Source organism: Campylobacter concisus, from assembly GCF_015679985.1.
GTDB lineage: Bacteria > Campylobacterota > Campylobacteria > Campylobacterales > Campylobacteraceae > Campylobacter_A > Campylobacter_A concisus_AC.
In genome coordinates this window covers 471,157-489,944 of the sequence record NZ_CP049239.1, presented here as the reverse complement: position 1 = coordinate 489,944, position 18,788 = coordinate 471,157, and the positions used below count along the sequence as shown (strand labels likewise).

The window sequence follows — 18,788 nt, the reverse complement described above, 5'->3', positions numbered from 1 at the left end:
AAATTATACATTTTCGTTCCTAAATTTTCGCTACAATAACAAAAATTTAAGGCTCAAATATGGAAATTTTAAAAGCAAAAAAAATAATCACTGGCGGAGAAAATCCAAAAATTTTAAGAAATTCTTGTGTCGTTATTGATGATGATAAAATTTTAGAAATTTTAAGCGAAAAAGAGGCGCAAAAGAAATTTAAAGAGGCGAAAATTTGCGACTTTGGTGATAGCGTGATCGCCCCAGCCTTTATAAACTCACACGTTCATTTAGAGTTTAGCTCAAATGTTAGCACGCTAAAATACGGCGACTTTATAAAATGGCTTGGCTCTATCATCGATAAAGGTGGCGAGCTAGCCAAAATGGACGCCAAAAAAGCGATGAGCGGGGCTATAAATTCTCTACTAAAAAGTGGAGTTTGCACCGTTGGTGAGATTTCTAGTTTTGGCTCGGAGCTTGAAATTTTAGCCGCTAGTCCTCTAAAAGCCGTACTTTTTAGTGAAATTTTAGGCTCAAGCGAGCAAATGGTTCAGCAAAATTTGCAAAATTTCTTAGCAAAATTCGAAAAAACAAAGGGCTATAAAAATAAAAATTTTACCCCAGCCATCTCACTGCACTCACCCTACTCTGTGCACCCAAAGCTAGCCAAAGCCGCCCTTGAAATGGCTAAAAAAGATGATCTTCTTGTTAGCACGCACTTTTTAGAGAGCAAGGCTGAAAAGCAGTGGCTAGAGCGTGGTACTGGCGGCTTTAAAAAGCATCTTTTAAGATTTAATCCGGATCCAAAGCCGATGTATGACGCGGATAGCTATTTTGAGATGTTTCATGAGATAAATACACTATTTACGCACTGCGTTTATGTGAGCGATTTTGCTAAATTTAAGCCCCATCACAGCTTGACACACTGCGCGGTTTCAAACAGGTTGCTTGGCAAAAAGGCGCTAAATTTAAAAGAAATTTTTAAAAACAACGTTAGTCTAAACATCGGCACAGACGGCCTTAGCTCAAATATCAGCCTAAATTTCTGGCATGAGCTAAGAGCCGCCCTATTTACCCATACAAGCCTTGATCTAAACGAGCTTGCCACGAGGCTTTTTGTCGCTGCAACGCATGGGGGCGCAAAGGCGCTTAGGATAAATAACGGTGAGATAAAGGCAGGACGCGCAGCTGATATCGCAATCTATAGCGACCTAGAGTGCGATGATAGCGAGCTAATTTTGCAGCTCATACTTCACACAAATGAAGCCAAAAAACTATATATTGGAGGCAAAATTTGCAAATTTTAAGGATTATTTTTAGAGGAATTTTGGGAATTTTTAAATTTATCAACAACTACTTTAAGGCGCTCATATTTTTACTGATCTTATTTTTCGTATTTGCGCCAGATGGTAAGATGAAAGAGCCAAATTTAGCCCGCATCGACATCACAGGCACGATAATGGACACAAGCGAAATTTTAGATGCGCTCGAAAAAGCAAGGCTGGATAACAACATCAAAGGCGTGCTGCTCTACATCGACAGCCCAGGCGGTGCGCTAAGTCCAAGCGTGGAGCTAGCTATGGCGGTTAAGCGACTAAAAGAGAGTAAAAAAGTACTCGCATACGCAGCTGGCAATATGGCAAGCGGCAGCTACTACGCTGGCGTAAATGCTGGTACTATCATTGCAAACCCAGGTGCTTTCATAGGCTCCATTGGCGTCATCATGCAAGGGGCAAACATCGAAAATTTGGCCAAAAATTTAGGCGTGGGTGAGCAAGTGGTGAAGGCTGGCGAGTTTAAAGAGGCTGGCACATTTATGAGGAGCTGGAGCAAGCAAGAACGTGAGAGCTTGCAAGGGCTCGTAAATGATGCTTATATGCTCTTTGTAAGCGACGTGGCAGAGGCTAGAAATTTAGATATCAAGAAAAAAGACGAGTGGGCAAATGCAAGGGTCTTTTTAGCTCACAACGCCCTAAAAATGGGGCTAATTGATAGCCTTGGTAGCTACATAGACGCTCAAAATGAGCTAGCTAAAATGAGCCTCGTAGATGAGCCAATTTGGCAAGAAAAACCGCAGATCGAAAAGATAATGGAGAAATTTACAAAGCAAGGCATAAACTCGCTTTTTAATGCATTTTTTGAGACAAAGCTTAGATAATTTTTCCAAAATTTATAAATTTAAGCATCAAACAATAGGTTAAAAGAGTTTTAAATAAATTCTTTTAGCCAAGTCAAATGCTAAAATTTTGCAATATTTTTTAGCTTAAACTCATAAAGTAGATTTTGGATTTTATCTGCTGATCTTATATCTAAACCAAGATCATTTGCTAAAATTTTGTAATAAATTTGTGGTCTATCTTTTAGATTAATTGGTGGCGATTTTGAGCTTTTTGAGAGCTTTTTGCCATCTTTTAAAAGTAGCTTATGATGAATAAAATTAGCATTATAAAAGTTAAAATTTAGCCTTTTTGCAAGGTATCTTTGAGCTAGCGTGCAAGCCTTTAGATCCTCGCCTCTAACAACCAAATTTATACCCATATCCTCGTCATCTATCACGCTTGCAAAGTTGTAAGCAGGAGTAAAATCTTTTTTGTAAATCACAAAATCGCCCATTTGCTCTGCCACAAGCTTACCAAGAGGGTCGCCCTCATCTACGCTTAGTCTAATGGCAGTATTGTCTTTTATAAATTTTAGATTTTTATTTTTACAAATTTTAGTGTAAATGCCGTTTTTATAGGCATTCTTTGTAGCTCTAGAACATTCGCAGATATAAATTTCATCTAGTTTTTCAAGTACATCTTCGTATCTTTTAGCTCTTATTTTGAAGCTAAAATTACGCTCAAAGTCACTTACGTTAATTGGACCTTTATCGTATTCAAGCCCCAAAAATTCTAAAACATCAAAGATATTTTGAACGAACTCACACCGGTATCTACTAAGGTCATAGTCATCAATACGTAAGTGCAAAATGCCATTTACCGAACGTGTCAAAAGATAAGTTAGGATGAAGTTATAAGCATTGCCAGCATGCAAAAACCCACTAGGCGTAGGAGCTATGCGGGATACTATGCCACCATTTGGTGGCAAATAGTCATTAATCCCTTGGTCTAGCCTCATTTACCCTTAAAGTACGTCCGCCTAGTTCTTTTTCATTTAGTGCGTCTATAGCTTTTTGTCCCTCATTTGCATCGTCCATTTCAACAAAGCCAAAGCCTTTTGAGCGATCAGTTTCTCTATCTTTTACTATTTTTGCTCGCCTTACTTCACCAAATTGTGCAAAGGCTTCCTTTAATTCTGCCTCTGTCGTCCTATACGACAAATTTCCTACATAAATATTCACAGGAGTGTTCCTTAAAAAAATTACCGATTTATTCGGTTAGTGTGATAATAGCTAATTTTCGTCAAAAAGATGTAAAAAATCAAAAATTTATTATATTTTTTTGAAAAATATTCTTAAAAGCTACAAGCTCGTATATATAGAACTTCTATAACTATCACTAAACAAAATCTAATCTTAAGTTTAAAAAAAATAATTAAATAAAAAACTATTTTATCTTTATAAGCTATTTATAAAGTAAATCATTCTTTACTTTAAGATATGCTTCATCGCCAAGTAAATTTTTAACTATAAAAAGTGCAAATTTCATTGAAAATGCAGGACCTTTTGCTGTAATAATATTTTGATCTCTCAATACACTCTTACCGTTATCATAGCCCCTTTTATTACTTCTTACATTTTCTTCAAATCCTGGATAACAAACAAAATGATCTTTTAGCACACCAGCACTCTCAAGTACCATAGGAGCAGCACAAATGGCACAAATAAGCTTATTGCTTTTATCAAAATTTTGCAAAATTGCTTTAAGTCTTGTATCGTTTGCTAGATTGCTAGCTCCTGGAAGTCCGCCAGGAAAGACGATCGCATCGTAGTCTAGCTCCTTCATCTCGCGAAGTGTCACATCAGCTTTTACGCATATATTGTGACACCCTTTGATATTTACGTCATTTAGCCCAACAATAGAAGCTATCGCTCCAGCTCTACGTAAAACATCAACAGAAGTTAGTGCTTCTATCTCCTCAAATCCTTCAGCTAAAATCACAGCAACTTTTTTCATAAATTTATCCTTTATAATAATATGTTTTATTTGTTAAGTAAAATTTTATATAATATTGGCTTATTTCACAAGAAAGGACAGAGCATGCAAGTAAAAATTATTTACTGCAACTCTTGAAACTATCGTCCGGTAGCTTCTCGTGTAGAAGATGAAATAAAAGCGAACTTTAGTGATGCAAGAGTCGAAAAGGTTATAGGTGATGGTGGAAATTTCATCGTCGAGGTTAATGGAGATGTTATATTTTCTAAGAAAGATCGCATTGGAAATGATGAAGCGAGATTTCCTCACGGTGAAGAGATCACAACTCTTATAAACAAATATCTCAAAGAAAAGTCGGCTTAATGCTAGCTACCGAGACGGGAAACCGTCTCGTTTTTCCCTATTTTTGACTTACGGTTCTACTATCCTAATATAAAAATTTTATAGTTAAAACATTTGCTTATCTCGCTAAGAATTTTCATTATTTTATATATTTTTTTGATTTTTGAAGATTTTATGAGCTGATATTTGGCTATATTTGGATTTTTATAAAATATAAAAATTTTTGTGTATTTTATGCTAGTGCTACTTGAAAATTTACAATGTATGAAATGAAGTTTTTGCTAAAGCCAATACTTTTTAAATAGTGACTTTAGCTAAGCATTAGGCTTAATAAACGTAAATTTAGCAAGAAAGATTAAGCTGCTTTATTTATTTGCACGCTCGATGTACTCGCCGCGAACAGTATCCACACGGATAACTTCGCCCTCAAGTACATGGAATGGTATCTGAACTACCGCGCCACTCTCAAGAGTAGCTGGCTTTTTACCGCCTTGCGTATCGCCCTTGAAATTTGGTGGAGTCTCAACTATCTTTAGCTCAACTACTTGCGGTACTTCAACGCCGATCGCATTGCCATTGTGAAATAAAATTTCAACCATCATGCCATCGATCATCCATTTTTTTACATCACCCACATCCTCATCGCTAATAGCAACTTGTTCATAAGTAACCGTATCCATAAACTGACAATACTCACCATCATCATAAAGATACTGCATCTCTTTTTCTTCAAGATGTGGTTGCTCGCATTTATCGCCTGCGTGAAAAGTCTTTTCAAGCACTTTTCCGTCGATAAAAGATTTGATTTTCGCACGAACAAAAGCTGCACCTTTGCCCGGTTTAACGTGTTGATATTCTACGATTTTATAAGGAACGCCATCGATCTCGATCTTTAGCCCTTTTTTTAGATCGCCCATTGAATATGAAGCCATTTTTTTATCCTTTCAAAATTTTATATAACTGCGTATTGAGCCCAAACGCAAGCTTCAAGTGCGTTTAGCCTCTCTAACGTTTCTGCTTTTATATGTTCATCAACCAAGATGACAGCAAGTGCCATATTGTGATCATCTCTACCAAGGCGGAAGTCTGCGATATTAATCTTTTCATCAGCTAAAATTTTACTAATCTGAGCGATAACGCCTGGCACGTCATGATTTTTAAAAATGATCATCTTACCTTTTGGTTTAAAGTCAGTCTTAAAACCATTTATCGTTACGATGCGTTGCTGATTTTCACCAAATACCGTTCCACCAACGGTTACAATGCCATTTTCAGTAGTTAAGCGAACTGTGATTTTATTTTTAAAAATGCTATCTCCGCCAAGGCTAGTTTCAGTCACTATTCCTTTTTCATCGCATAAAAATTTAGCATTTACGTAATTTATCGCATCACCAAGACTCTCTTTTAAAGCACCTACGATTGCAAAAGTTAGCATTGAATTTGCATATTCGCTAATCTGACCGTGAGTCTCGATACGAATGGCCTTGATAACGCTTTTATTTATCTGTGCAGCAAGAAATGCCATCTTACTTGTAAGATCGATATAAGGCTCAACAAATGGCGGTAGATCTTCTGTTTTTATAGGTAAATTTAACGCATTTGGATAGCTTATACCGCGAGCTGCTAAAATAGCTTGTTCGACTGCCTCAACTGCGATATTTCGCTGTGATTCAAGCGTATTTGCTCCAAGGTGTGGGGTGACGCTTACATTGTTTAGATCAAGAAGTGGATGATCAGTTGCTGGCTCTCTTGTGAAAACATCAATACCAGCAAATGCTATCTTGCCACTTTTTAGTCCTTTATAAAGTGCTTCTTCGTTATAAAGACCACCTCTAGCGCAGTTTATAAGTCTTACGCCATCTTTCATTTTTGCGATCTCTTTAGCGCCTATCATATTGGTCGTCTCTTTAGTTTTTGGCGTATGTATCGTGATAAAATCACATGCTAAAATATCATCAAAATTTTTAGTATAAGTACCGCCCATATCGATAACTTTAGATGGGTCAATATATGGATCATAAGCGATGATCTCCATACCAAAAGCTTTTGCACGAACAGCTACTCTCGAGCCAATATTTCCGAAGCCGATCACACCAAGCTTTTTCTTAAAAAGCTCAACCCCATACCATTTCTCACGCTTCCAGATTCTATCTAGCTTTAGATCATTATGAGCGTATTCAAGAGATCTAGCTGAAGCTAGCATATGCGCCATTGTTAGCTCAACTGCAGCAATAGTGTTTGCAGTTGGAACGTTCATAGCTATTATGCCACGCCTTGAGCATCCTTCTATATCGACATTATCTACACCAACACCAGCTCTAACAATAGCTTTTAGTTTTTTACCAGCGTTTAAAAAGGCCTCGTTTACTTCAGTTGAGCTTCTTGTTATAGCAACATCAGCCTCGCCTAAAATTTTTAAAAGTTCATCTTTGGGAGTATTAACTGCATCTATTACGTTTATATCTTGCTCTTTTTTCAAAAGCTCAAAACCTACTGGGTGTATTGCATCACAAACAATGATAGTTTTCATAATTTTACCTCTCTCACACTTGAGTGGATATCATAAACTCTTAGTTCCAAAATGATATTTTGTAGAAGTTTAGAGTCTTGAGTATTTAAAAATATCTGGCTTTTTGCACCATCTTTTACAACAGTAAAATCGACCTCGCTTTTTCTTAAAGTCTGCATCAAACAAAACATTGAATAGATATCATTTTTATCTATCAAAAGCTCATATGCAGTAATCTTTGGTTTTTCTATTTTGGGTCGGTTGTATTCTATAAAAATTTCATTTACAGGCAGCACATAATCTCTTTTTCTAATAGTTGCTAGCTCACTCATCCAGTTAATATTGCTGGTTGTATTTTTGGTTAAATTTTGCTCATTTGTGATATTTTCTTCAGGTATTTGACTGAAATTTACACTTGCAAATTTAACAAGAGAAATTCCAACCAAACCCAATATTACAAATAGCAGGACAACTACTAATAAAAGTACGCGTCTGCCCATTTAAACTAAAGTAATTGTTCTTTTATAATATCGCCGAGTGTTACTTTATCATCATTATCATTGATCTCATTTAACACTTCACGCTCTTTTTGTTTTGCTAAACGGCGTATACTTAGGCGTATTCTATTTTTCTTCTCATCGATAAATGCGATAGCTGCTTCGATCTCATCGCCGATCTTAAGTGTGCTAACATCTACACTACCTAGATCTTCTTTGCGGATCAGCGCATCAACGTTATCACCAAGCTCTACAAATACGCCAAAGTCTTTAATGTCGCGAATTGTTCCTTTTACGATATCACCTACATTAAATTTATCAGCAAATGCTTGAACTGGACTTTGTTTTAGATCTTTTAGACTAAGTGAAACTTTTTGTTCAGCGCTATCGATTTTAATAATTTTTACTTCAAGCTCGTCACCAGCTTTAAACATGTCTTTGCATTTATCGTTTCTATCCCAAGATGCGTCTTCGTTATGCAACAAGCCTTCAACGCAACCCACTCTAACAAATGCACCAAAATTTGTGATAGTTGTCACAACGCCTTTTACTACGTCACCTTCTTTGTGTTTTGCCTTAAACTCATCAAATGGCTTTGGAAGTAAATTTTTAAGACTCACTCTTAAACGGTGTCCTTTTGCATCTATCTCAATAACCTCAACATCAATTTCTTGACCTTCATTGATGTGATCTTTTGGATTTTTGATATTTTTGTCCCATGAAATTTCAGATATATGTAAAAATCCTTCAATATCATTTCCAAGATCAACAAATGCACCATAAGGCTCAATATTGCTAACTGTTACTTTGATAGTGTCACCAACCTCTAATCCATCATTTATGATCTCTTCCCAAGGATCTGGAGTAGCTGCCTTGATAGATAGAGACAAGTGGCGTTTTTCGTTGTCATAGCTGATAACTTTAACTAAAACTTTATCACCTTCTTTATATAGTGAGCTAGGATTTACTGGGCCCTTATAGCTTATCTCACTATAATGTACAAGCCCATCGACTCCGCCAACATCAACAAACATACCATAAGTTGTGATTTTTTTAACTGTGCCCTCTATAACACTATCATTTTCTACTATGCTTGATAGAGCTTCTTTACGTTTTTTGCGATCATCATCTAAAATTTTCTTTCTAGAGACGACTATGCTATTTTCTTCTTTATCAATTTTTATAACTCTTACTTTATATGTTTTACCAATTACTCCTTCAGCATTTTTAAAGCCACTGTGAGTTTTTGGTAAGAAAAATTCCACTCCATTTACATCTTGAGTTATAAAACCACCTTTATTTTTTCCAACTACTTTTACATCTATTTCGCCAGAATTTTCAGGATCGTAAGCTTCGATGAAAACTTTAACTTTCTCTTTTCTAAGTGCTTTTTTGTGCGACACTATAGGTCTTCCATTTCTTGATCCAGTTATTACAACTTTGATCGTATCGCCAACTTTATGCGTCAGGTTGCCGTTTGCATCAGTGATCTCAGAAACATTTAAAATGCCTTCTGACTTCTTGCCAACGTCGATTAAAACCTCATCGCCATTGATACTGACGATCTTTGCGTCACTATCTTCTTCAGTCTTTTTAAAAGACTCCTCTAACATCGCAGCAAAATCGATATCTTCAATATCTTCGTCTTTTGCTTTTCCTAATTGAACACTTTTGTTCACAGCCATCTTGATCCTTTAAATTTTATTATGCCAGTAGAGGCAAATTAGCTTATTATAGTTAATTGTGGCTTTAGCTAGGATAAATTTTATACTTTTTTGATTCTGTCAACGACTTTTTGTATGATCCAGTCAGGCGTACTTGCACCCGCACTTATGCCACACAAATTTTTGCCCTCAAACCATGACTTTTCAAGCTCTTCTTCACTTTCTATCAGGTAGCTATCTTCGCAGAAATTTTTAGATATTAGATAGAGTTGTTTTGTATTTGAGCTGTTTTTTCCTCCGATTATTATCATCACATCAGCCCTTTTTGCCAAATTTTTAGCAGCCTCTTGGTTTTCAAATGTTGCGTTGCAGATAGTGTTAAAAACGCGCACCTCTTTTACGTGAAGCATAAGGTAGTTTGCGATTTGCATAAATTTCTCAACTTTTCTAGTCGTTTGGCTAACAAGAGCGACCTTTTGCTTAAATTTAATGCCCTCTAGCTCGCTCTCTTCAAGCACGACATAGACATTACCCTTGGCATATGACTTCACGCCCTTTACTTCAGGGTGATGCATGTCGCCATAGATCACCACGTCATAGCCCTCTTCACTCATTTTTTCACAAATTTGCTGCGGCTTTGTCACAAATGGGCAAGTTGCATCGATTACTTTTATATCGGTTTTTTTTAGCTCCGCAAGGTCATTTTTAGTAATACCATGAGTGCGGATGATAGCCTTTTTCTCATCTTTTAACTCGTCTATACCCTCAAGTGTTTTTACATTGTAATTTTTCTCAAGCCTGTTTATTTCTTCGTTATTATGGATGAGTGGCCCAATGGTCGCAGCATCTCCTGCATTTTCAGCAATCTTTATCGCCCTTTTTACACCAAAGCAAAATCCATAACTACTAGCAAGCTCAATCTTCAACTCTAGCTCCCATTTTCTTTAAAATTTCAGCAAAATTTGGAAACGAAGTGGCGATAAATTCGCTCTTTTCTATCTGCATGCCGCACTTTAGTCCAAGCACAGCAAAACTCATCGCGATCCTGTGATCCCCGTGACTATCTATCGTGGCAAATTTGGCCTCAGAGCCATTTATGATAAAGCCATCTTCAAGCTCGCTAGCATCAACGCCGCACTGCTTTAACGCATTTATCGTGACAGAAATTCTATCGCTCTCTTTTACACGAAGCTCTTTTGCATTTATTAGCTTACTTTGGCCTTTGGCGCAGGCAAATGCGATGGCCAAAGCTGGGGCTTCATCGATGAGCCACGAGATATTTTCGCTAACCTCTACACCTTTTAAATTTGGTGAGTACTTGACCTCGATATCACCGATATCTTCATATTTGCTTGAAGTTTTGTGAAATTTTATCTCAGCTCCCATTTTTTCTAGAATTTTATAAGCTTCGATGCGAGTTTTATTTAGCAAAATATTTTTTAAAATAATGTGTGAGCCCGGAATGATAAGTGCTGCGACCGCAAAGAAAAATGCAGAACTTGGATCATTTGGCACGTCTATATCAAGTGGCGTAAGTGGCGATTTCATCGATTCCAGTGTGATCTCTAGCTCGTCACGCTTTATATCAGCTCCCATGCCAGCAAGCATACACTCAGTATGATCTCTGCTTAGCTCTGGCTCACTAAATTTGCAGCCATTTGAGTAAAGAGCCGCTAGTAAAAGGGCACTTTTTACCTGAGCTGAGGCGATCTTGCTCTCAAAACTAAATCTTTCAAATTTCGTCCCTCTTATGCAAAGTGGAGCGTTGTTTGCGTTGTTTGCGCCATCTATCTTTGCACCCATATCGTTTAGTGGATTTGCTATTCTTGCCATCGGGCGTGAGTTTAAATATCTATCGCCACTTAGTACGAAAAAGCCATCCTGTGCGGCTAATAGTCCCATAAAAAGCCTCATTGCCGTACCAGAGTTGCCACACTCTAAAATTTCATTTGGCTCTTTTATCTTTTGTGGCGGTGTGATCGTTATTTCAGAACCACTGTCTTCGACCTTTGCACCTAAAAGCTCGACTATTTTTAAGGTATTTAGCGTGTCGTCTGCTCTTAGATAGTTTCTAACGCGAGATGGTTTATCGCTTAAAAGCGAAAACATCGCGCATCTATGTGAGATAGACTTATCAGCCGCGATGTCATCGATGGTTAAATTTAGACTTTTTTCTAATGGATAAATTCTCATCTTATTCCGATATTTAGTTTCTCTTTTAGCTCGCTTAAAATTTTATCCATAAGTGCGTTTATATCGTCATCTTCGAGCGTTTTTTCCATATCTTGGAATGTAAATTTAAGGCTAAGGCTGATCGCGCCATTTAGTTTCGCATCTTTATAAATATCAACTGGTAAAAATTCTTTTAGCTCTTTTAAATTTAGCCCTCTTATGCACTCATAAATTCGTCCAGCCTCGAAATTTTCAGGCACGATGATGCTAAGATCTCTTGTGGTGCTTTGGAATTTCGAATAAGGCACTGCTAAGACCGGTTCAAATTTAAGCTTGGCAAAATCAATCTCGCAAACGTATGTTCTTGGCAGATCTCTCTTTGCTTCTACTCTTGCATCAACTCTACCGATATAGCCAATATTTTCGCCATTTTGATAGATGTGTGCTTGCTCGTATGGGCTAAGATATGAGATGCCCTGGCAAGGTTTTAGCTCAAATTTACCTATGACATTTTGCACCATCGCTGCAAATGCATAGAAATTTGCCTCCTCACCTTTTGCACCGTTTATCAGTGTTGGCTCTTTTAAAAGTCCGGACACAACAAAACCTAAATTTAAGCCCTGATTTACATTTTCGTCAAAAATTTCTCCAAGCTCAAAAAGTCTAACTGAGCGTTTCGAGTTTTTGATATTTTTCTCGCTTGAGCTTAGAAGATGATTAACAAGTGTCGGTCTAAGCGTATTTAGCTCGTTATTTATAGGATTTAGTATCTTGACTTTGCATGGTTTAAAATTTAGCTCGCTAAGCTCATCCTCACTATCAAAGACATAGTGCACACTTTCAAAAAAGCCATTATCAGCTGCTCTACGCCTTAAATTTAGGGCGTTTTTATAGTCAAAATATGTCTTATTTAGCCTATTTTTCTCAGAGAAATTTAGTGGTTTTGAAGCGATATTGTCTATGCCTACTATCCTTACGATCTCCTCGCAAACATCGTGAGAATTTACTATATCGTGGCGAAATAACGGCACTTTTACGTTAAAGCTTTCTTGCTCAACATTTACTGCGACCTCAAAGCCAAGTTTCTTTAAAATTTTAACGACATCATTTCTAGCTATATCTTGACCGATCATATTTTTAAGCTCAAAAAGAGAGATACTTAGTGTTATAGGCTCGGTGTTTAAAAGCGACTGCTGTGAGCCAGCAAAGAGATTTAGAGCATCTTTAAAATTAGCAAGTCTTTTAAATAAATAATCCGCTCCATAAGCTAAATTTGGCTCGCTACCACGACTTGAGCGATAAATTTGATCACCCTTTGGTAAATTTTTATTTTCAAAAATAGCTTTTGAAACAATATCTGGCTTTACGTAGCTAGCTTCTACTAGGATCACTTTTGACTTCTCATCTACCCTTGCTACGTCACTTTGGTAAATTCCAGCAATGCCTAAATTTTTATCCCCGCAATAAACGACACATTCGCCATTTTCACCATTTTTTATATCAAAAACAGCCTTTTCGCCTTCACTTACAAGTTTAGCGTGATCATAAGCCCTAAATAAAACGCCCGTGCAAAATGTCGCGTATTCAAGCAGTCTCTCAACTAAATTTGTCTTTTGGCACTCTATTAATGCTAGACGCATGCGAGTTATTAGATTTTCATATAATCCTTCTTTTAGCTCAAAAGCCTTATATAAAAATGACCCATTTACTTTATCCTCTGCTCGCACAGAAGCTATTCTGCCAATACCTAGTAAATTTTCGCTTTCATCGTCTTCGTGGCTATCTTTCATATTTAGATCAAGCGCTGCACAAATTTCTCTTGCGATGCCATGTAAATTTTGACAATCGCCTCTGTTTGCTGTGACATCAACTTCGATTATCGTATCTTTAAATATCTCAAATTCGCTAAGACTTGTACCGAGTTTTAGCTTGCCGATACTCTCATCAAGCGGTAAAATTCCATCGTTTACCTTTGGAAGTCCCAGCTCACTTGAAGAGCAGATCATACCACTTGACTCAACACCTCTTAGCTTTGCTTTTTTTATCTCAAGACCATTTGGCATAGTCGTGCCAATAAGTGCAACTGGCACAAACTGGCCAGCTTCAACATTTTTAGCCCCACACACGATCTGAAGCGTCTCTCCACCAACATCCACTTGACAAATGCTTAGTTTATCGGCATCTGGGTGCTTCTCTCTACTTTTTATGTAGCCAACCACAATGCTCTTTGGTAAATTTATCTCTTTATAGCTATCAACCTCTAGCCCGATAGAATTTAATGTCTTTGAAAGTGTCTCGCCACTAACGTCGCTAAGGTCGATCCACTCGTTTAACCAATGCTTTGAAATTATCATTTAAACTGCTCCAACAATCTTAAATCTCCCTCAAAAAGCGACCTTAGATCAGGCACTCTATGAAGCAACATCGCAAATCTCTCAACGCCAAGGCCAAAGGCGTATCCACTTACATTTTTATAACCAACTGCCTTAAATACATTTGGATCAACGACACCACATCCAAGTACCTCAAGCCAAGTAGTCTGCTTGCACACTCTGCAGCCCTTGCCGTGGCAGAATATACAACTAATATCAACCTCTGCGCTAGGCTCCGTAAATGGGAAAAAGCTAGGGCGAAAACGCACTTCAACATCGCCAAACATGTGCTTTAAAAAGCCTTCTAGCATTGATTTTAAATTTGCAAAGCTAACTTTCTCAGCATCCTCCACCACAAGGGCCTCGACCTGGTGAAACATCGGTGTATGCGTTAAATCCATATCGCGTCTAAAGACGGTGCCTGGCGCTATCATGCGAATAGGTGGCTTTTGATTTAGCATAGTTCGCACCTGAACTGGGCTCGTATGCGTCCTTAAAAGCCTAAAATCATCTAGGTAAAATGTATCTTGCATATCCCGTGCTGGGTGGTATTTTGGTAAATTTAGCGCTTCAAAGTTGTGAAAATCATCTTCTATCAGTGGTCCGGTTTCAAGTGAGAAATTTAGAGCCAAAAAGTATTCAATTATCTTATCCATCGTGGCCATCACAGGGTGCAGCGCCCCGCTAGCAACAGGCTCATTAAATAGCGTGATATCAGCGGCCTCTTTTTTCATCTTGTTATCTATCTCTTGCTCGCTAAGCTCAGCCTTTTTAGCTTCTATTAATGCGCCAAGCTCATCTCTTTGCTTGTTTAAATTTGCTGCAAATTCCTTTTTCTCATCTTCACCAAGCTCTTTTAGCTTCGCAAAACCTTGCGCCAATATGCCCTTTTTGCCAAAAATTTCTACCCTGACTTTTTCCAAATCGTCAAGCGTTGAAATTTCATTTTTGATTTTATTAACGAAATCTTGCAATTTTTTACCTTTATAAATTTTTGAGTCGATTTTATAGAAAAAGAGTTAAAATCAAGATAAAGAGCACGAAATTTAAGCACACTTTGATATAATTTTGCAAAATTTCAAAGGAGCTAAAATGACCATATTTGAAAAGATCGTAGCTGGTGAAATCCCTTGCAACAAAGTGCTTGAAAGCGAGAAATTTCTAGCTTTTAACGACATAAATCCAAAAGCACCGATCCACATCCTAATCATCCCAAAAAAACACTATAAAAATTTCCAAGAGATGGATCCGGTCTTAATGGGAGAGATGACAAAATTTATCCAAGAAGTGGCGACCTTAATGGGCGTTGATAAGAGCGGATACCGCCTTATAACAAACTGCGGTGAAAACGGTGGTCAAGAGGTTATGCATCTACATTTTCACCTGCTTGGTGGAGCGAAGCTTGGCTGGAGCGAAGGCGTAGCTGATCCACAAAGCACATTTTAATAACTTCTAAATTTTAGACTCAAAGCCTGAGTCTAAAATTTTATTTTCTTGCAGACTTAATAGCTTCAAGCAACTCTTCAAAACCTACTTTACTTGAGTTTTCGACATCTTTTAATATTTCAACGCCAGGTAAATTTCCTTTATCTTTATCAGCAAAAATAACCATCGCTTTTTCTAGTCCATGATGAACATTTTCATGATGAGCTGCGATACTTGAGAGAATTTTGACATCTTTTACAAGAGTATTTTTCACATCTTTTTCATACCATTTGCCAAATCTACACTCATGAACATCTTGAATCTTATTAAACTCATTTAAAAGCACGCCTCTATATCCATTTAACTTCATATTTATATGATCTATTTTTCCATTGCTTACATAGACTTCATTTGTAACATTTAGAGCCTGATTTAGTATATTTTGCGTATTTGCATTTACACTTGAGATATTTCCTTCAAATCCACCTAAAATTTTCATAGCATTTGCAGAAATTTTTGAGAAATTCTCACTCATTTCGATCATCGTATTCGCACTTTGCTTAAGTCCATTTATATTTACTTCTACTTCAAGTGTCGCTTTTTGAGTACGCTCAGCTAGCTTTCTAACCTCATCTGCCACGACAGCAAAACCTCGTCCATGCTCACCAGCACGGGCCGCCTCAATAGCAGCATTTAGAGCTAGCAAATTTGTCTGATCTGAGATGTCTTTAATTAGATTTATAATCTCAACAATAGAATTTACGCTTCCATCAAGCGAAGAAGCGTCATTTGAAAGGTCATTACTCATCTGACTTACTTGCTCGATCGAGTTTAAAATCTCAGCCGTTTGCGACTTGAGTTCGCCCGTCTCTTTGAAAGTCTTTTCATTTAGTCCGTTTATACTTTCAAGCATTTTTAGGTTTTCTTCCATTGTTAATTGCAAGAAATTTATACCATCTTGATAACTTGAAAGCAATAAATTTACAGCCTCTTGCTTATCCTTAGCTTGCTCTTTTGGCTCGCAAATTTTTATATTTTTTAACTCATTTTTAAGTGCTAAAATTTCAGCCTTTAAAGCTTCATTTTCTCTCTCTAAAGCTTCGTTTTTACTAGAAAGCTCTTTATTTTTGCCATCAAAAAACATTTTTCATCCTTTAAAATTTGTAGATTTTGCGTAATTATAACTCTTTTTTCTTAAGCCAGTAATCTAAAATTTCTATCTGCTCATCAACGCTTTTATTTGCCGTGCCACCCTGCGAACAACGTGCCTCTTTGGAAGCATAAAGATCTAAAAATTTAATAGCATTTGCATCTAAATTTTCATCCACACTTTTTAGCTGCTCTTCGTTTAGTTCACTCAAATCAAAGCCCAAACTTTCAGCCTTTGCGACAGCTTTACCTGTAATAAAATGTGCTGTTCTAAATGGGATGTTTTTTTCACGTACTAAATAATCCGCCAAATCGGTGGCACTTAGATGCCCAATTTTTGTCGCTTTTAGCATGTTTTTTTCATTAAATTTAGCCGTTTTTATCATCTCGTTTAGGATGGTAGCCGAGCTTAAAATGGTTGAGACGCTGTCAAACACACCCTCTTTATCTTCTTGCATATCTTTATTGTAAGCAAGTGGCAGGCCTTTCATCGTGGTTAGTAACGCTACCAAATTTCCATTTACGCGCCCAGTTTTACCGCGTATGAGTTCGGCTACGTCTGGATTTTTCTTCTGTGGCATTATGGAACTTCCTGTGCTATAAGCGTCGCTAATGCTTACAAAGCCAAATTCTTGCGAGCTCCAAAGTATGAGCTCCTCGCAAAGCCTAGAAGCATGCGTCATAAAAATGCTAATGTTAAATAAAATTTCCAGCGCAAAATCACGATCACTCACGCTATCCATCGCATTTTGTGTGCAACCTGCAAAGCCAAGCTCGCTTGCTACGATAGTTCTATCTATCTTATGGGGAGTGCCTGCAAGGGCTGCTGAACCAAGCGGACTTAGGTTGTTTCGCTCATATGAGCTAACAAAACGCTCAAAATCTCTTTTAAACATAAATGCATATGCTATCAAGTGATAGCTAAGGCTTACTGGCTGAGCATGTTGAAGATGTGTGTAGCCTGGCATTAGCGTATCTTTGTTGTTTTTTGCCAAATTTGTAAGCGTGGTAATGAGCTCTTTTATACATGAAGAAATTTCTAAATTTTTCTTCAAAACGTAAAATTTAAAATCAAGCGCAACTTGGTCATTTCTACTTCTAGCTGTGTGCAGTCTGCCACCAAGCTCGGCGCCGATGATCTGGCTAAGGCGTTTCTCAACTGCCATGTGTATATCTTCATCTTCTAACTTAAACTCAAATTTACCTGCTCTTATCTCAGATAAAACCTCATCAAGCCCCTTTATGATCGCCTCTGACTCATCTTTTTTCAAAATTCCGCAAACCCCAAGCATCTTTGCATGAGCCTTACTTCCAGCAATATCTTCTTCAAAAAGATTTTTATCAAAATTTATAGAAGCGTTAAATTCCTCAAGCAACTTCGAACTAGCCTCGCTAAATCTGCCCTCCCACATCTTTTTGTGTGCGTTTTTCTCTTCTTTCATAGCTTTGCCTTTAATTAGTTTTGCGTGATTTTAACAAAATAGCACTTAACTGGGTATTTTAACTATAAAGTTGCAAAAAAGTTATAAATATAATTTATCTTTAAGGATATGGAAATATAATTCAAAATATAACTTTTTAAAAACTATTTTAATTTCCTATTGAATATAGTTTATTGAATATAGTTTAAAATAAAAATAATCTATAAGAGGAAAGATGATATGCAAATAGATGCGAATATGAACTCAAACATTTTCTATCATGATGGCTATACATCTATCTCTTCAAATAGCTCAAAAACAAGCTTGTTAGTATCTTCTGGCTATGACAAGAAAGATATTGTTAGAAGCAATGAAGTACATGTAGAACAAAGAGAAGATGCTAAAATTTCCTCTATAACTATTAATAAAGCGAGCGCTATACAGTTACAAAAAGACTTAGAAAAATTACAAGATAAAAAGCTAGATATTTCGCATCAAATTTCAAGCATCCAAAGCCTAAAAGATCGTAACTCTATGCAAATGCTTCATTACTTAAATTTAGAGCAGTCAGCCATTCAAAATAACATTTTAAGCATTAAAACTCAAATGATAGAAATGGCACAGGCTTAAAACTAAGCCTTACCAATAATAGTTTCTCAAACTAGGCAAAAATCCTCTAAAAAATATCCCATTGATTTATAAAAATTGCTAGTTGCGTCTTTTTGGATATCTTTTGAGAGCTGTTTAGTATAAGGCAAGAAAAATGAGACACTAAAAGCTGCAAGAAGCTTCATAGACTCCTTAGATGCTTCACTTTTTAAAATATTTGCTATTAAAATTAACTGATTTGAGATGCTATCAACCTCGCCCATTTTTGGCTGAAAATTTATAGCCTTATAAAATTGAGCTAGATCATCTTTTGCAGAAGAAAAATAGTAACTTGCCTCAAATTTTGACTTTAAAATGACAAAATCGTCACATAAAGCAGCACTACTTTCATCTTTGATAAATTTGGCATAAAGCTCATTGCCTTTTTTATTTGCTTCGTTATTTGTCTGCGTTATCCACGCATTTGTCTTTTTGATACGCATAAAAGATGAAACATCCAAAATATCACTAAAATTTGCAGCAAGCGCAGTCGCTACAACGCTATAAAGTTCTCCAAGTTTCAAA

The 18,788-nt window shown here is 36.9% G+C and carries 19 protein-coding genes and 1 pseudogene; 5 read left to right on the top strand and 15 right to left on the bottom strand.

Features of this window, described 5'->3' with window-relative positions:
• The first annotated feature begins 59 nt into the window (after window positions 1-59).
• Entirely contained in the window at window positions 60-1,277 is a 1,218-nt protein-coding gene (gene mqnF, locus G5B98_RS02485; RefSeq protein WP_196087090.1) for an aminofutalosine deaminase family hydrolase, read from the top strand.
• The gene (gene sppA, locus G5B98_RS02480) at window positions 1,265-2,128 is read left to right on the top strand and encodes a signal peptide peptidase SppA (RefSeq protein ID WP_196087089.1); all 864 of its coding nucleotides are present in this window, start codon (window positions 1,265-1,267) and stop codon (window positions 2,126-2,128) included. Before mqnF ends, sppA begins: the two co-directional genes overlap by 13 nt.
• An 80-nt stretch (window positions 2,129-2,208) precedes the next feature.
• Here the strand turns inward: sppA and G5B98_RS02475 are convergent, their stop codons facing one another.
• The 3 genes from G5B98_RS02475 to G5B98_RS02465 all read right to left on the bottom strand — a co-directional run bounded on the left by G5B98_RS02475 (window position 2,209) and on the right by G5B98_RS02465 (window position 4,085).
• Window positions 2,209-3,087, bottom strand: coding sequence for a glutamate--tRNA ligase family protein (locus G5B98_RS02475; protein ID WP_196087088.1), 879 nt, complete (start codon window positions 3,085-3,087; stop codon window positions 2,209-2,211).
• A complete protein-coding gene (locus G5B98_RS02470) occupies window positions 3,065-3,310 on the bottom strand; it encodes an RNA recognition motif domain-containing protein (protein ID WP_009294719.1) in 246 nt (81 codons plus the stop codon). Before G5B98_RS02470 ends, G5B98_RS02475 begins: the two co-directional genes overlap by 23 nt.
• A 223-nt stretch (window positions 3,311-3,533) precedes the next feature.
• A complete protein-coding gene (locus G5B98_RS02465) occupies window positions 3,534-4,085 on the bottom strand; it encodes a DJ-1 family glyoxalase III (RefSeq protein WP_196087087.1) in 552 nt (183 codons plus the stop codon).
• An 84-nt stretch (window positions 4,086-4,169) separates the two neighbouring features.
• On the opposite strand from G5B98_RS02465, the gene G5B98_RS09520 reads away from it, so the two are divergent.
• A complete protein-coding gene (locus tag G5B98_RS09520) occupies window positions 4,170-4,427 on the top strand; it encodes a SelT/SelW/SelH family (seleno)protein (RefSeq protein WP_257638046.1) in 258 nt (85 codons plus the stop codon).
• 344 nt (window positions 4,428-4,771) lie between these two features.
• Here the strand turns inward: G5B98_RS09520 and efp are convergent, their stop codons facing one another.
• The 8 genes from efp to pheS all read right to left on the bottom strand — a co-directional run bounded on the left by efp (window position 4,772) and on the right by pheS (window position 14,594).
• Window positions 4,772-5,338 (bottom strand): elongation factor P, encoded by a 567-nt coding sequence (gene efp / locus G5B98_RS02455; RefSeq protein WP_021090997.1) that lies wholly within the window; start codon window positions 5,336-5,338, stop codon window positions 4,772-4,774.
• 20 nt (window positions 5,339-5,358) lie between these two features.
• Window positions 5,359-6,939 (bottom strand): phosphoglycerate dehydrogenase, encoded by a 1,581-nt coding sequence (serA, locus tag G5B98_RS02450; protein ID WP_232524625.1) that lies wholly within the window; start codon window positions 6,937-6,939, stop codon window positions 5,359-5,361.
• Window positions 6,933-7,415, bottom strand: a complete 483-nt coding sequence (locus G5B98_RS02445; protein WP_035167241.1) for a hypothetical protein — start codon at window positions 7,413-7,415, stop codon at window positions 6,933-6,935. Before G5B98_RS02445 ends, serA begins: the two co-directional genes overlap by 7 nt.
• Window positions 7,416-7,420: 5 nt before the next feature.
• Window positions 7,421-9,097 carry a 30S ribosomal protein S1 gene (locus G5B98_RS02440; protein WP_196087085.1) on the bottom strand — a complete coding sequence of 559 codons (1,677 nt, stop codon included), beginning with the start codon at window positions 9,095-9,097 and terminating at the stop codon, window positions 7,421-7,423.
• 80 nt (window positions 9,098-9,177) lie between these two features.
• Entirely contained in the window at window positions 9,178-10,002 is an 825-nt protein-coding gene (locus tag G5B98_RS02435; RefSeq protein ID WP_149707005.1) for a 4-hydroxy-3-methylbut-2-enyl diphosphate reductase, read from the bottom strand.
• Window positions 9,992-11,269 (bottom strand): 3-phosphoshikimate 1-carboxyvinyltransferase, encoded by a 1,278-nt coding sequence (gene aroA, locus G5B98_RS02430; protein ID WP_196087084.1) that lies wholly within the window; start codon window positions 11,267-11,269, stop codon window positions 9,992-9,994. The genes G5B98_RS02435 and aroA overlap by 11 nt, the downstream gene beginning before the upstream one ends.
• Window positions 11,266-13,602, bottom strand: a complete 2,337-nt coding sequence (gene pheT / locus G5B98_RS02425) for a phenylalanine--tRNA ligase subunit beta (RefSeq protein WP_196087083.1) — start codon at window positions 13,600-13,602, stop codon at window positions 11,266-11,268. The genes aroA and pheT overlap by 4 nt, the downstream gene beginning before the upstream one ends.
• A complete protein-coding gene (gene pheS / locus G5B98_RS02420) occupies window positions 13,599-14,594 on the bottom strand; it encodes a phenylalanine--tRNA ligase subunit alpha (protein ID WP_087579706.1) in 996 nt (331 codons plus the stop codon). Before pheS ends, pheT begins: the two co-directional genes overlap by 4 nt.
• Window positions 14,595-14,712: 118 nt before the next feature.
• Between pheS and G5B98_RS02415 the strand changes: the two genes are divergently transcribed.
• Window positions 14,713-15,066 carry a histidine triad nucleotide-binding protein gene (locus G5B98_RS02415; RefSeq protein ID WP_021091047.1) on the top strand — a complete coding sequence of 118 codons (354 nt, stop codon included), beginning with the start codon at window positions 14,713-14,715 and terminating at the stop codon, window positions 15,064-15,066.
• A 40-nt stretch (window positions 15,067-15,106) separates the two neighbouring features.
• On the opposite strand, the gene G5B98_RS09585 is transcribed toward G5B98_RS02415, so the two are convergent.
• From G5B98_RS09585 to argH, 3 genes and pseudogenes are all read right to left on the bottom strand, one after another.
• Window positions 15,107-15,415, bottom strand: coding sequence for a CZB domain-containing protein (locus G5B98_RS09585; RefSeq protein ID WP_413784187.1), 309 nt, complete (start codon window positions 15,413-15,415; stop codon window positions 15,107-15,109).
• A gap of 84 nt (window positions 15,416-15,499) precedes the next feature.
• Window positions 15,500-15,778 (bottom strand): annotated as a pseudogene (locus G5B98_RS09580) (methyl-accepting chemotaxis protein); the annotation flags it as partial.
• A 445-nt stretch (window positions 15,779-16,223) separates the two neighbouring features.
• Complete coding sequence (gene argH, locus G5B98_RS02405) at window positions 16,224-17,636, bottom strand: argininosuccinate lyase (RefSeq protein ID WP_196087081.1); 1,413 nt, start codon at window positions 17,634-17,636, stop codon at window positions 16,224-16,226.
• A 219-nt stretch (window positions 17,637-17,855) separates the two neighbouring features.
• Between argH and G5B98_RS02400 the strand changes: the two genes are divergently transcribed.
• A complete protein-coding gene (locus G5B98_RS02400; protein ID WP_196087080.1) occupies window positions 17,856-18,245 on the top strand; it encodes a hypothetical protein in 390 nt (129 codons plus the stop codon).
• 26 nt (window positions 18,246-18,271) lie between these two features.
• Here the strand turns inward: G5B98_RS02400 and G5B98_RS02395 are convergent, their stop codons facing one another.
• Entirely contained in the window at window positions 18,272-18,787 is a 516-nt protein-coding gene (locus tag G5B98_RS02395) for a hypothetical protein (RefSeq protein ID WP_196087079.1), read from the bottom strand.
• Window position 18,788: the final 1 nt, after the last annotated feature.

Coding starts and splice junctions, on each gene's coding strand:
- mqnF (WP_196087090.1), top strand. CDS start 60: ATGGAAATTTTAAAAGCAAAAAAAATAATCACTGGCGGAGAAAATCCA.
- G5B98_RS02415 (WP_021091047.1), top strand. CDS start 14,713: ATGACCATATTTGAAAAGATCGTAGCTGGTGAAATCCCTTGCAACAAA.
- efp (WP_021090997.1), bottom strand. CDS start 5,338: ATGGCTTCATATTCAATGGGCGATCTAAAAAAAGGGCTAAAGATCGAG.
- argH (WP_196087081.1), bottom strand. CDS start 17,636: ATGAAAGAAGAGAAAAACGCACACAAAAAGATGTGGGAGGGCAGATTT.
- G5B98_RS09585 (WP_413784187.1), bottom strand. CDS start 15,415: ATGAAGTTAAATGGATATAGAGGCGTGCTTTTAAATGAGTTTAATAAG.
- G5B98_RS02465 (WP_196087087.1), bottom strand. CDS start 4,085: ATGAAAAAAGTTGCTGTGATTTTAGCTGAAGGATTTGAGGAGATAGAA.
- aroA (WP_196087084.1), bottom strand. CDS start 11,269: ATGAGAATTTATCCATTAGAAAAAAGTCTAAATTTAACCATCGATGAC.
- pheT (WP_196087083.1), bottom strand. CDS start 13,602: ATGATAATTTCAAAGCATTGGTTAAACGAGTGGATCGACCTTAGCGAC.
- G5B98_RS02445 (WP_035167241.1), bottom strand. CDS start 7,415: ATGGGCAGACGCGTACTTTTATTAGTAGTTGTCCTGCTATTTGTAATA.
- G5B98_RS02440 (WP_196087085.1), bottom strand. CDS start 9,097: ATGGCTGTGAACAAAAGTGTTCAATTAGGAAAAGCAAAAGACGAAGAT.
- G5B98_RS02475 (WP_196087088.1), bottom strand. CDS start 3,087: ATGAGGCTAGACCAAGGGATTAATGACTATTTGCCACCAAATGGTGGC.
- G5B98_RS02400 (WP_196087080.1), top strand. CDS start 17,856: ATGCAAATAGATGCGAATATGAACTCAAACATTTTCTATCATGATGGC.